Annotated in this window: 12 protein-coding genes; 7 read left to right on the forward strand and 5 right to left on the reverse strand. The window is 74.4% G+C overall.

Annotation, left to right across the window (positions count from 1 at the left end; all coding sequences use genetic code 11):
* Positions 1 to 70 precede the first annotated feature (70 nt).
* Complete coding sequence (locus ACLQ20_RS20500; protein WP_358118422.1) at positions 71 to 1222, forward strand: acetyl-CoA C-acetyltransferase; 1152 nt, start codon at positions 71 to 73, stop codon at positions 1220 to 1222.
* Positions 1222 to 2028, forward strand: a complete 807-nt coding sequence (locus ACLQ20_RS20505; protein ID WP_358118424.1) for an SDR family oxidoreductase — start codon at positions 1222 to 1224, stop codon at positions 2026 to 2028. The genes ACLQ20_RS20500 and ACLQ20_RS20505 overlap by 1 nt, the downstream gene beginning before the upstream one ends.
* Positions 2029 to 2106: 78 nt before the next feature.
* Here the strand turns inward: ACLQ20_RS20505 and ACLQ20_RS20510 are convergent, their stop codons facing one another.
* From ACLQ20_RS20510 to ACLQ20_RS20520, 3 genes are read right to left on the reverse strand one after another with little or no spacing between them, the layout of a single operon-like run.
* A complete protein-coding gene (locus ACLQ20_RS20510; RefSeq protein WP_425857290.1) occupies positions 2107 to 3252 on the reverse strand; it encodes an acyl-CoA dehydrogenase family protein in 1146 nt (381 codons plus the stop codon).
* A 10-nt stretch (positions 3253 to 3262) separates the two neighbouring features.
* Entirely contained in the window at positions 3263 to 4411 is a 1149-nt protein-coding gene (locus ACLQ20_RS20515) for an acyl-CoA dehydrogenase family protein (protein ID WP_425857567.1), read from the reverse strand.
* A 37-nt stretch (positions 4412 to 4448) separates the two neighbouring features.
* A complete protein-coding gene (locus ACLQ20_RS20520; protein ID WP_425857292.1) occupies positions 4449 to 5348 on the reverse strand; it encodes an SDR family oxidoreductase in 900 nt (299 codons plus the stop codon).
* 97 nt (positions 5349 to 5445) lie between these two features.
* Here ACLQ20_RS20520 and ACLQ20_RS20525 point away from each other — a divergent pair, with 97 nt between their 5' ends.
* From ACLQ20_RS20525 to ACLQ20_RS20535, 3 genes are read left to right on the forward strand one after another with little or no spacing between them, the layout of a single operon-like run.
* Positions 5446 to 6660: an MFS transporter gene (locus ACLQ20_RS20525; RefSeq protein WP_425857568.1), complete on the forward strand. Its 1215-nt coding sequence runs from the start codon at positions 5446 to 5448 to the stop codon at positions 6658 to 6660.
* Positions 6661 to 6715: 55 nt separating this feature from the next.
* Positions 6716 to 7537: an SDR family NAD(P)-dependent oxidoreductase gene (locus ACLQ20_RS20530; RefSeq protein WP_425857294.1), complete on the forward strand. Its 822-nt coding sequence runs from the start codon at positions 6716 to 6718 to the stop codon at positions 7535 to 7537.
* Entirely contained in the window at positions 7530 to 8129 is a 600-nt protein-coding gene (locus ACLQ20_RS20535; protein ID WP_358118432.1) for a nuclear transport factor 2 family protein, read from the forward strand. The genes ACLQ20_RS20530 and ACLQ20_RS20535 overlap by 8 nt, the downstream gene beginning before the upstream one ends.
* Before the next feature lie 16 nt (positions 8130 to 8145).
* Here ACLQ20_RS20535 and ACLQ20_RS20540 read toward each other — a convergent pair whose 3' ends face one another.
* Together ACLQ20_RS20540 and ACLQ20_RS20545 are read right to left on the reverse strand one after the other, a co-directional pair.
* Positions 8146 to 8961 (reverse strand): SDR family NAD(P)-dependent oxidoreductase, encoded by an 816-nt coding sequence (locus ACLQ20_RS20540; RefSeq protein WP_327028863.1) that lies wholly within the window; start codon positions 8959 to 8961, stop codon positions 8146 to 8148.
* A complete protein-coding gene (locus ACLQ20_RS20545; protein WP_425857296.1) occupies positions 8958 to 9755 on the reverse strand; it encodes a hypothetical protein in 798 nt (265 codons plus the stop codon). The genes ACLQ20_RS20540 and ACLQ20_RS20545 overlap by 4 nt, the downstream gene beginning before the upstream one ends.
* Before the next feature lie 149 nt (positions 9756 to 9904).
* Here ACLQ20_RS20545 and ACLQ20_RS20550 point away from each other — a divergent pair, with 149 nt between their 5' ends.
* Positions 9905 to 11170 carry an FAS1-like dehydratase domain-containing protein gene (locus tag ACLQ20_RS20550; protein WP_425857297.1) on the forward strand — a complete coding sequence of 422 codons (1266 nt, stop codon included), beginning with the start codon at positions 9905 to 9907 and terminating at the stop codon, positions 11168 to 11170.
* A 10-nt stretch (positions 11171 to 11180) separates the two neighbouring features.
* The gene (locus tag ACLQ20_RS20555; protein ID WP_425857299.1) at positions 11181 to 12134 is read left to right on the forward strand and encodes a quinone oxidoreductase family protein; all 954 of its coding nucleotides are present in this window, start codon (positions 11181 to 11183) and stop codon (positions 12132 to 12134) included.
* The last annotated feature ends 35 nt before the right edge of the window (positions 12135 to 12169 follow it).

Below are 12169 nucleotides of genomic sequence, written 5' to 3' on the forward strand. Positions count from 1 at the left end.
CGAGCCACGCAGACTCAACCGATCCGACGTCCGGCACCGACCGGCGAGGAATCCGCAGGAAGGGACCCCGGTGGCAGAGGCATACATCGTGGACGCCGTCCGCACCCCCGTCACGCGACGCGGCGGCGCGCTCGCGGGCATCCACTCCGCTGACCTGGGCGCCGCCGCGCTCACCAGCCTCATGAGCTCCTCGGGGATCGACCCCGACGCCGTCGAGGACGTCGTGTTCGGCTGCGTCGACACCATCGGTTCGCAGGCCGGCGACATCGCCCGCACCGCCTGGCTCGCCGGCGGCCTCCCGCAGCACGTACCCGGGGTCACCGTCGACCGGCAGTGCGGCTCGAGCCAGCAGGCGGTGCACTTCGCGGCCCAGGCCGTCATGGCCGGGGTCAACGACGTCGTCGTGGCCGGAGGCGTGCAGAACATGAGCGCCATCCCCATCTCGGCCGCGATGCTCACCGGCCAGCAGTACGGCTTCGACGACCCCTTCTCCGGGTCCAAAGGCTGGCGCGAACGCTACGGCGACGAGGAGATCTCGCAGTTCCGCTCAGCCGAGATGATCGCCGAGAAGTGGGACATCAGCCGGGAGGACATGGAACGCTTCGCCCTGCGCAGCCACCAGCGGGCCCTGCGGGCCATCGCCGAGGGCCGCTTCACCCGCGAGATCCGCGCCGTCGGCGACGTCGACACCGACACCTGTCCGCGCGCCGACACGAGCCTGGAGAAGATGGCCGGTCTCAATCCGCTCACCCCGGGCGGCCGGGTCACCGCCGCCGCGGCGAGCCAGATCTGCGACGGCGCGGCTGCCCTGCTCGTCATGAGCGAGCGGGCCGTGGCCGAGCACGGGGTGACCCCGCGCGCCCGGATCCACCACCTGTCGGTACGCGCCGACGACCCGGTGTGGATGCTCACCGCCCCGATCCCGGCCACCGCCCACGCGCTCGGGCGGACCGGGCTGTCGATCGAGGACATCGACCTGTTCGAGGTCAACGAGGCGTTCGCCTCGGTCGTGCTCGCCTGGATCAAGGAGACGGGGGCCGACCCGGAGCGGGTCAACGTCAACGGCGGCGCGATCGCCCTGGGCCACCCCCTCGGCGCCACCGGCGCCCGGCTCATGACCACCCTGCTGCACGAGCTCGAACGCACCGGTGGCCGCTACGGCCTGCAGACGATGTGTGAGGGTGGCGGCCAGGCCAACGTGACGATCATCGAGAGGCTCTGATGACCCAGTCCCCCGCCACGCCCGACGGCGTCGACCTGACCGGCCAGGTCGCCATCGTCACCGGCGGCACCCGTGGCATCGGCGCCGAGATCACCCGTACCTTCCTCAGGGCCGGGGCACGGGTGCTCGTGTGCGGCCGCAGCGAGCCCGAGCAACTGCCCGAGGTCGACGGACGCACGCCCGTCTTCGTCCGGTCGGACGTGCGCGACCCGGAGCAGGCCAAGGCCCTCGTCGCCGCGGCGGTGGACCGGTTCGGCCGGCTCGACATCCTGGTCAACAACGCCGGTGGCGCGCCGAACGCCGACACCGCGACGGTCTCCCCCCGCTTCGTCTCGGCGATCGTCACGCTCAACCTGCTCGCTCCGTTCTACGTCGCCCAGCAGGCCAACGAGGTCATGCAACGGCAGGGCAGCGGGACGATCATCAACATCGGCTCGGTCGCCGGGGCCAACCCGGCCCCGGACACCGCCGCGTACGCCGCGGCCAAGGCGGGCCTGACGATGCTGACCCGGTGCCTCGGGCTCGACTTCGCGCCGGCGGTGCGGGTCAACCAGGTGACGGTGGGCCTCGTGCGGACGGACCTGTCGCACCTCTACTACGGCGACGAGGCGGGACAGGACCGCGTGGCCCGGACGATCCCCATGCGGCGGATGGCCACCCCGGCCGACGTCGCCGCGGCCTGCCTGTTGCTCGCCTCGCCGCTGGCCGGCTACGTCACCGGCACGGAGATCGTCGTCGCCGGGGGCGGCGAGATCCCGTCGCGGCACCTGGCCGCCCAGCCGCCCGGCACCGGTCCGCTCGGCTGAGCCAAGCCGGGCACGTACGACAGCGGGGTCCGCACCGACCGGTGCGGACCCCGCTGTCATGCGCTGTCGCCTGCCGGCTCAGAGACCGGCGAGCGCTGCCACCTCGGCGCGGACCGTCGCCGGGGAGCCGGCCAGCAGCTGGGCCGACTTGCCGCGCTTGAAGAACAGGTGCGCGTCGTGCTCGAAGGTGAACCCGATGCCGCCGTGCAGCTGGATCGCCTCGGCGGCGACGGCCATCAGCGTGTCGGTGCACACGAGCTTGGCCAGTGCCGCGTCGTGCGAGCGGGTGGCGGCCCCGGTGCGCAGCGTCGTGACGAGGTGGTCGGCCGTGGCCCGCGCTCCGGCGACCGCGACGGCGAGGTCTGCGCAGCGGTGCTTGAGGGCCTGGAACGACCCGATCGGGCGGCCGAACTGCTCGCGGACCTTGAGGTACTCGACGGTGCGGTCGAGGCAGGCGCGGGCGGCGGCGGCCGACTCCAGCGCGAGCATGGCGCGCACGTGGTCGAGCAGCACCCGGGGGCCCTCGCCGCCGGGGGCGTCGACCCGGGTGGCGGCGGCCTCGCGGAGGTGCACCGTGCTCAGCCGCCGGGTCTGGTCGAGCGTCATGTGCGTCCGCACGTCCACCCCGGCGTCGGTCGGGTCCACGGCGTAGACGCCGAGCCCACCGCCGGCGTCCCGGGCGGTGACCAGGACGACGCGGGCGGCCTCGACTCCGGCGACGAGGGTCTTGGTCCCGGTCAGCGCCCACTCGTCCCCGGTGCCGGTGGCCCGGGTGGCGGTCCGCTCGAGGTCCCAGCCCGCGCCGTCCTCGGCGAGGGCACTGGCCAGGGTCAGCTGCTCGTCCACGACGCGCGCCAGCAGGGGCTCGGCGCTCGGGCCGAGGGCGCGGGCGGCGAGGACCGCGGTGAGGCTCGTCGCGAGCGCGCCGGGCACGAGCCGGGCCCCGAGCTCCTCGATGACGGCGGTCGCGGCGGACACGTCGAGGCCGAGCCCGCCGAGGTGTTCCGGCACGACGAGGCCGAGCAGGCCCAGCTCAGCCGTGAGCAGCTCGTGCAGCCGCGGGTCGTGGCCCTGCGCCCCGACCATGAGCTCGTGGGTGCGGCGCAGGTCGGCCTGCTCGTCGAGCACCTCGACGACGGAGGCGCGGATCTGGGCCACCTCCTCGGCCGCCTCGGGACGCCACGTCCCGGCCACCGCCTGGGGGTCGGCGCTCGCTTCGGTCATCGTCCTCACCTCATCGGGGCAGACCGAGCAGGCGCTCGGCGATGATGTTGCGCTGGATCTCGTTGGAGCCGCCGTAGATCGTGTTGGCGCGGCTGAAGAGGAAGTGGGTCTGGGCGTCGTCCAGCTCGTACCCGGGCCCGGTGAGCAGCGCCCCGGCCCCCTCGACGTCGACCGCGAGCTCGCCGAGCGAGCGGTTCCACGTGGCCCACTGCAGCTTGGAGATCGACGCCTCCAGGCCGGACAGCCCCGCACCGGCGGACGCGAGCAGCCGCACCGCCGAGTGCCGCATCACCTCGAGCCCGATGTACGCCTCGACGAGGCGGTCACGCAGCGCCGGCTCCTGCCAGGCGCCGTTCTCGTGGGCCCGGGCGATGACGGCGTCGAGGCGCCGACGGAAACCGATCTGCTGGCCGAGGGTGGACACGCCGCGCTCGAAGCCCAGGGTGCCCATGGCGACCTTCCAGCCCTCGCCCTCGGCGCCGACGCGGTGCTCGACGGCGGCGACGGCCCCGTCGAAGAAGACCTCGTTGAACTCGCTCGTGCCGGTCAGCTGGGTGATCGGGCGCACCGTGATGCCGGGCTGGTGCATCGGCACGAGCAGGTAGGACAGGCCTGCGTGCCGGGTCGAGCCGGGGTCGGTGCGGCACAGCACGAAGCACCAGTCGGCCAGGTGCGCGAGCGAGGTCCACACCTTCTGCCCGGTGATGACGTAGCTGTCGCCCCGGCGCTCGGCGCGGGTACGCACCCCGGCGAGGTCCGAGCCGGCGTCGGGCTCGGAGTAGCCCTGGCACCAGATGTCCTCGCCGCTGGTGATGCCGGGCAGGAACCGCGCCTTCTGCTCCGGCGTGCCGAAGGCGAGCAGGGTCGGGCCGAGCAGTTGCTCGGACATGTGCCCGAGCCGGCCGGGGGCGGCCGCGCGGGCGTACTCCTCGTGGTAGATGACCTGCTGGGCCAGGGTGGCGGGGCGACCGCCGTACTCGCTGGGCCAGCCGAGGCCGATCCAGCCGGCCCGGCCCAGGTGGCGCTCCCACTGGCGGCGCAGCTCGTGCGCCTCGTGCTCGCGTCCCTCGCCGCCGGTGCCGACGGCCCCGGCGAACGGCCCGCTGAGGGCCTCGTGGAGCCAGCCGCGGATCTCGGCCCGGAACTGCTCGTCGCTCACCGGCGCGCCGGTGGCCTGCGCCGCGTCCGTACCCATGTCAGGCGCCGTAGACGGGGGTCGGCGGCTCGGCGCGGGCGATGAGGTCGGCGATCGCGTCGGTGAGTTCCTCCGGCTTCCACCGCTCGCCCCTGGTGGCGGTTGGCCCGTGGCGCCAGCCGTCGGCGAGCGAGACCTCGCCGCCGGCGACCTCGAAGACGGCTCCGGTGACGGCCTGCGCGGCGTCGGACCCGAGCCAGACCACGAGGGGGGAGACGTTGGCCGGGTCCATCGCGTCGAAGCCCGTCTCGGGGGCGGCCATCGCCTCGGCGAAGACGGCCTCGGTCATCGGCGTACGGGCCGAGGGGGCGATCGCGTTGACGACGATGCCGTAGCGGGCCCACTCGACGGCCGCGATCCGGGTCAGGGCGGCGATCCCGGCCTTGGCGGCGCCGTAGTTGCCCTGCCCGACGCTGCCCATGAGGCCCGCGCCGGAGGACGTGTTGACGACGCGCGCGGCGACCTGTCGGCCGGCCTTGGCCTCGTCCCGCCAGTACGCGGCGGCGTGGCGCATCGGGACGAAGTGGCCCTTGAGGTCGACCCGCAGGACGAGGTCCCACTCCTGCTCGCTCATGTTGACAAGCATCCGGTCGCGGTTGATGCCGGCGTTGTTGACGAGGGTGTGCAGCCCGCCGAAGGTCTCGACGGTCTCGCGCACGAGGCGCTCACCGTAGGCCCAGTCGCTGACGTCGCCGGTGCTGACGACCGCGCGACCGCCCGCTGCGCGGATCTCGTCGACGACGGCCTGGGCCGCCTCCCGGCTGCTCTCGACGTCGTTGACGACGACGTCGGCGCCCTGCCGGGCGTACTCGAGGGCGTGCACCCGGCCCAGCCCCTGTCCCGCACCGGTCACGATCACCGTTCGTCCTACGCAGAAGCCGCTCACGACACGCCCTTTCACTCGTGGTGCGGCCAGAAAACCACACCCGACGCTAGCTATGCAAGCAAGCGCTTGGTAGGGTCCGCGAAACGACAGAAGGACGGCGGACCACGTGACGATGTTCTCGGCCCTGCGATTCCGAGACTTCCGCTTCGTACTCCTGACCCTGGTGCTGTCCCAGGCCGGCTACTGGGGCTGCAACATCGCCTTCCAATCGGTGCTCACCGAGGTCGACGGCACCCCGGCGACGATGGGCGCGCTCTTCTTCTGCCTGCTCGTGCCGTTCACGCTCTTCTCCATCCCGGCCGGGGTGCTGGCCGACGCCTTCGACCGGCGACGGCTGCAGATCGGCGTGCTCCTGGCGACGAGCGCCCTGGCCGGGATCTGCGCGGCGACGGTCGCGGCCAGGGTCGTCGACCTGCCCGTGCTGCTCGTGCTCGCCTTCCTCGCCGGCACCGGGATCAGCTTCCTGTCCCCGGTGACCCAGGCACTCGTGGCCAACACCGTCCCGGCCGAGGCGCTCGGCAACGCCGTCCCGATCCAGGCCGCCGGGCTCAACCTCGCCCGCTCGATCGGCCCCGCGGTCGCCGGGCTGATCCTCGTGGCCTGGGGACCGCTGGGCACCTTCGTGATGTACGCGACGCTCAGCCTCGCCGCGGTCGCCGCCGCGGTCGCGGTGCGCACCCGTCGCGTCCCGCCGGTCACCCCGGTGGTCCGCGAGGGCCTGGCCGCGCAGGTCCGCGCCGGCATCCGGCACGCCCGGGAGCGGCCCCCGGCCGCGCTCTGCCTGGTCATCGTAGGGGTCAACGCCTTCTTCGGGTGCACCTTCACGACCCAGCTCGCCGTCCGGGCGACCTCGACCTCGGACCATCCGGAGACGGTCTTCCCCATGCTCGTGGCCCTGACCGGGCTGGGCTCGTTCCTCGGGGTCCTCGTCGTGGCCCGGCTCTCCGGGCGCGTCGCCACCGTGTGGCACGCCGCGGTCACCCTCGGCCTGCTCGCCGTGAGCACCGCGCTGCTCGGGGCGGCGACGACAGTTCCCGTGCTCGCGTGGGCCGCGCTGCTGTGCGGCTCGTTCAGCATCGGCGCCATGGTGATCCTGCAGACGGTCGTCCAGCGGGTCGTCGACGACGCGCAGCGCGGCCGGGCGATGAGCCTCTACTTCCTCGGCTGGGGCGGCATGCCGTTCGGTGCCCTCCTGCTCGGCGGGCTGAGCACGTGGTTCGGCTCCGCGACCGCCTTCCTGCTGTACGCCGCCGCGTGCCTCGCGACGGCGATCACGGTGATCGTGTGGTTGCGGCGCGGGGGCACCGCCCCCCTGCCCGCGACGTGACCGCCCCGGCCCCTCCTGCTCCCTGCCGACCCACCGCCCCTTGAAGGAGTTCGCCGTGACCGACCAGTCCCCCCCGACCACGCCCGCGGCGGCGCTGCCCGTGCCCGCCGACTTCGCCCACCGCACCGGTGTCGCGCTCGTCACCGGCGGCAGCGGCGGCATCGGCCGGGTCGTCGCCCTCGAGCTGGCCCGCCGGGGGTCGGCGGTGGCGATCACCTACCGCAGCAACGCCGAGGCGGCCCGGCAGGTGCTCGACGAACTGCCGCCCGTCGCGTCCGGCACGCACTCGGCGCACCATCTCGACCTCACCGACGCCGAGGCCACCGCCGCGCTCGTGACCGAGCTCACCGGAAGCCACGGTCCGCTGCACACGATCGTGCACGCGGCCGGGCCGCACGTGCCCATGCGGCACCTGTCGACGGTGCGCCCCGCGCAGTTCGCCGCGCAGGTGGCCAACGACACGACCGCCTTCTTCACGCTGGTCTCGGCCTGCCTGCCGGCCCTGCGGGAGAGCTGCGGCAACGTCGTGGCGATCACGACCGCGGCGACGGCGCGCTACCCCACCCGCGACGGCCTCTCCGCCGCACCGAAGGCGGCGGTCGAGGCGCTCGTGCGGGCCTTCGCCAACGAGGAGGGCCGCTTCGGCATCCGGTTCAACTGCGTCGGGCCGGGCATGCTCACCGACGGGATGGCGGAGCGGCTCATCGCCTCGGGAGACCTCGACGAACGCGCCCTGGCCGTCGCCCGGTCCTCGACCCCGCTGCGGCGGTTCGGCGACGCGCTCGACATCGCCGAGGCCGCCTGCTTCCTGGCCAGCGACCGGGCCGACTTCGTCACCGGGCAGAAGCTCGATGTCGACGGCGGCTTCGGTGTCTGAACAGCCCCGGTCCCCGTCGATTTCGGACCCCTGTGGCGAAGGGGACGCGGCGACCAGGGTCTCCGACGCGGTCGGGCTGGAGGTGCTGCTCGCCGAGCGGGCCATCGAGCGGGCCCTGCTGCGCTACGCGCGCGGGGTCGACCGGATGGACCGGGACCTCGCCGCGAGCGCCTTCCACCCGGACGCCCGGATCACCCTCGGCGGCACCGTGGCCGACCGGGACACGACGCTGGACGTGGTCTTCGCGCTCGTGGCGCGGCGCACCATGACGATGCACTACCTGACGAACGTCCTGGTCGAGCTCGACCCGACCGACCCGGACCGGGCCCGGGCCGAGACGTACGGCATCGCGTTCCAGCGCAGCGCGTCGGAGCCGCCGCACGGCAACATCGTCAGCGGGTTCCGCTACGTCGACCTCGTCACCCGGCGCGCGGGTGAGTGGCGGGTACGGGAACGTCTCACCGTCTCGGAGTGGCAGCGGGTCGACGACCTCGCCGGACAGTGGCCGCTCCCCGAGGCCTCGCTGCGGGGAGCCCGCGACGGGTCCGACCCGGCCAGCCGCCCGTGGCCGCCCGACGGCCCGGGTACCTAGCCACCGGACAGTGCCGTCAGCTCGGGCCGGGGCGCGACCCGCCGAGCATCGCGCGCATCCCGCCGTGGTTGCCGGCGACGAGGGCGGCCCGGTCCAGGCCGGAGCGCCGCGCGGCGACCTCGGCCTGCTGGCGCACGACGTGTACCGGGCCGGCACCCAGGGCTGCCAGCCCCTGGGCGGCGACGTCGGCCGGGTCGGCCGCTTTGGTCAGGTCGAGGCCGGCCCGCTGCATGGCCGGGGTGGCCGTGAGCCCGAGCACGAGGTGCAGCACGTCGACGCCGACCTGCCCGAGTTCGAGCCACAGGCCCTCGGTGAAGATCCGGGCGAAGGCCTTGGCCGCGGCGTAGACGCCGATGTCGGCGTGGCCGAGGTAGCCGGCCGAGGAGCCGACGACGAGAATGCCGCCACGGCCGCGTGCGGCGAGCCGGGCACCGAGCTCCCGGCAGAGTTCGAGCGGGCGGGTGACGTTGAGATCGATGACGGCCTGGACGCGGGCGAGGTCCGCCTCGACGAAGCGGCTGCGGTAGGTGTTCGCGCCGGCGTTGAGGACGAGCAGGCCGAGGTCGAGGTCGGCGACGGCCTCGACGATCCGGGCGGTCGCGTCCGCGTCGAGCAGGTCCAGTGCGAGCACGCGGCACGGGGCCCCGTGGGCCCGCACCCGGTCGGCGACCTCCTCGAGGGCCTCAGGCTTGCGGGCGACGAGCACGACGCCGAGGCCGGCCCGGGCCAGCTGCTCGGCGAACGCGGCGCCGACCCCCTCGGAGCCGCCGACGACCAGGGCCCAGGGCCCGTAGCGCTCGCGCAGGCCGGTCACGCCGGGAGCCGCGCTCATGACCCCGCCCCGCGCTCCGTCGCGGCGGGCTCGTCGAACCAGTCCCACTCCCAGGGGGTGATGGTGGCCAGGGGCCCGGTGAGCAGCGGGGTGGCCGTGCTGGCGAGCGTTGCGGGCGGGGCCGGCAGCGGATCCGCGGCCAGGTCCCGTGCGAACTCGACCGGGTCGGCCTCGAGGTAGGTGAGGCGGATCCGCGTGACCGGTCCGTCGGGGTTGCTGCGGCTCGGGGCGCTGCGGAAGGTCCACACGCCCGCGACACCGTCGCGCGCGAGCAGGTCGGGCACCTGGGTCTCGTGCTCGAACCGGGACAGGTCGGCCACGTCGGGGTGCGGGGAGGTCTCGACCCGGCTCACCTCGACGTACACCCCGCGGTGGGGTCGGAAGGGCAGCGCGGCGAGGGTGACGAGGGCCCGGGGCGCCACGTAGCCCCGGACGGGACGGAACATCCGGGTCATCGGCCGTTCGGTCCAGGCCAGCTCCGGACGCCGGCCCTGGTGGATCGCCCGGTCGCCGAGGTCCTTCCACTCGCCGATCGAGTCCGCGGCCGGCTCGGCGAACCAGTACATCGCCAGGTACTGGCTGCCGGCGAGGGCGGGGTCGGGGTAGCTGCCGAGCCGCTCGCACGCGGGGGTACGCACCCAGCGGTCGCCGTGGACGACGCCGGGCAGGGCGAGGTTCTCGGGGCGGTGGTCGAGCTGGTGCCACGCGTTGTAGTCGCGATGGCGCGCGGGGTCGGTCACCTTCGGGAACGAGAAGAAGGCGCGGGTGGCGGTCTCCGGGGTGCTCGGGATCATCTCGGCCCTCTCCACGGGTGGGCGCTGGTGGAGCGCGATCGGGCCGGCGTCGCCGCCGCGCTCGGCCGCTGACGCTTGACCCTAGGGCCGCACCAGCACTACCGTCAAGCAAGCGCTTGGTTGACGTAAGTGCCCGCGAAGGAGCCCCCATGACCGCCAGCGACGCGGACTTCCGCGCCCGGCTCGACGCCCTGATCGGCCTCACCGACCCGCCGCGCCGGGCCAAGGACGCGGTCACCGAGGCGGCAATCCGCATCTGGTGCGACGCCGTCGGCGACGAGAACCCCGCCTACCAGGACCCGCAGTGGGCCGCCCGCTCCGCCTGGGGCGGCATCGTGGCCCCCGCGACCTCGCTGAACATGTGGACCCTGCCGGGCAACCGGCGCAGCCACCGCCACGCCGAGAGCCTCGACCGGGTCAACGAGGTCCTCGCCGAGCGTGGCTTCACCTCGGTGGCCGCGGTGCAGACGGAGCACACCTACGTACGCCCGCTGCGCCCCGGCGACCACCTCGAACAGTTCCCCTCCATCGGCGCGGTCTCCCCGGAGAAGTCCACCCGCCTCGGCCGGGGCCACTTCGTCGACCTCGTCAGCGACTACCGCACCCTCGACGGCGAGCCGGTCGGACGCGTCGTCCTGCGGATGCTCCGCTGGAACCCGGCGACCCGGGCCGAGGTCCCGGCGACGCCCGGGGACCGCCTGGCCCGGCCGGTGCGTCCGGTCGGTGCCGCCCCGACCGACCTGCCGCCCGCCGGCACCACCGGCAGCCTGACCGCGCACCTGCAACCCGGCTACGCCGCCGCCCCCCTCGACGAGCGCCCCTACCTCGTCGGCACCGCCGAGCTCACCGACGGGACCCGCCTCACCGCAGACGTCGTGGACCTGCGCCCCGACCTCGTGCACGACGGCATGCCGGTCGTCGTGGCCCACCGGCGCACCCGCGACGGCCAGCTCCTGCCGGTCCTCACCGCCCCGCGGCCCGAACGCCGCACGAGCACCCGCACCGGGGCCGAGGTGAGCACCGGGCAACGCCTCGCCCCCTGGCCGATCCCCGTCACCCAGCTGTCCATCGCGGCGTTGGCGACCGCGACCTTCGACTTCAACGATGTGCACCTGGACCGCGACGCGGCCCTCGAGCGGGGCGCCCGCGACGTCTACATGAACATCCTCGGCTCGAGCGCGCTGGTCAACTGCTACCTCACCGACTGGGCCGGGCCGGAGGCCCGTGTCGTCGACTTCCGCACCCGCCTCGCCGCGCAGAACCACCCCGGCGACACCTTCACCCTCGACGGTGTCGTCACCGGCGTGAAGCCGGCGCCCGGGGCCACCGGGGGAACGCACGTCACCGTCGACGTCCGCGGCACCAACAGCCTCGGCGACCACGTCATCGCCTCCGCCACCCTCGCCCTGCCCTGAGAGGAACCCCGTGCTCGCCAGCTACGTCGTCGACTCCGGCTCCCCCGACAGCCTGCGGCTCGGCCAGCTCGACGCCCCGACGCCCGGCCCCGGTCAGGTGCTCGTGCGGGTCCAGGCGGCGAGCCTGGACCGGGTCGACACGTACATCCGTCGCGGCACCCACGGGATGGCGGTCGCCGGGCCGGCGATCCTCGGCCGGGACGTCGCCGGCACCGTGGTGGGGACCGGTCCCGGCGTCACCGGTCTCGCTCCCGGCGACGCGGTCGTCGGGCTGACCACCGGCACCCACGCCGAACTCGCCGTCGTCCCGGCCACGCACTGCTTCCCGCGGCCGGCCGCGCTCGACGCCGTCCACGCCGCGGCGGTGCCCACCGCCGGACGCACCGCCTACGACGCGGTCGTCAACCTCGCCGGGGTGCGCCCCGGTGACCGGGTCCTCGTCGTCGCCGCCGCGGGCGCCGTCGGCACCTTCGCCGTCCAGTACGCCCACCACCTGGGCGCGCGCGTCGTCGGCACCAGCGCCCCGGCGAAGGCCGACGCCGTACGCGCTCTCGGTGCCCTCGACGTCGTGGACCACTACCGCCCCGACGTCGTCGAGTCCCTGCGTGCCGCCCTGCCCGGCGGCGAGGCCGACGTCATAGTCGAGTCGGTCGGCGGCACCCTGTGGTCCGACGTGCTCAAGGTCCTCGCCCCCGGCGGGCGACTGGTCACCTGCGGCGTCACCGCCGACAGCCACGCCCACCTGCACCTGGGTCGACTCATGGTCAAGGGCTGGACGCTGCGCGGCATCGGCCGGCCCGGGCCCGAGGCGGTGGCCCGCCAACTGCGCGAGGCTCTCACTCTCTCGGCCGTCGCCGCCGTCCCCGCGGTCGCCGCCACGTACCCGCTCGAGCGGGCCGCGGCCGCGCACGACCGGATGGAGGCCTCCGACTTCGTCGGGCGGATCGTCCTCGCGATCGGCTGAGCGGGGCCGCGGGAAGCAGCTCCTCGTTGTGGTGC

The sequence above is a fragment of the Micromonospora sp. DT46 genome, assembly GCF_049841735.1.
Taxonomy (GTDB): domain Bacteria; phylum Actinomycetota; class Actinomycetes; order Mycobacteriales; family Micromonosporaceae; genus Micromonospora; species Micromonospora reichwaldensis.

What these genes read in the sequence shown, in the direction of transcription:
- ACLQ20_RS20505 (WP_358118424.1), top strand. Translation starts at nt 1,222, where the DNA reads ATGACCCAGTCCCCCGCCACGCCCGACGGCGTCGACCTGACCGGCCAG.
- ACLQ20_RS20510 (WP_425857290.1), bottom strand. Translation starts at nt 3,252, where the DNA reads ATGACCGAAGCGAGCGCCGACCCCCAGGCGGTGGCCGGGACGTGGCGT.
- ACLQ20_RS20525 (WP_425857568.1), top strand. Translation starts at nt 5,446, where the DNA reads ATGTTCTCGGCCCTGCGATTCCGAGACTTCCGCTTCGTACTCCTGACC.
- ACLQ20_RS20540 (WP_327028863.1), bottom strand. Translation starts at nt 8,961, where the DNA reads ATGAGCGCGGCTCCCGGCGTGACCGGCCTGCGCGAGCGCTACGGGCCC.
- ACLQ20_RS20545 (WP_425857296.1), bottom strand. Translation starts at nt 9,755, where the DNA reads ATGATCCCGAGCACCCCGGAGACCGCCACCCGCGCCTTCTTCTCGTTC.
- ACLQ20_RS20550 (WP_425857297.1), top strand. Translation starts at nt 9,905, where the DNA reads ATGACCGCCAGCGACGCGGACTTCCGCGCCCGGCTCGACGCCCTGATC.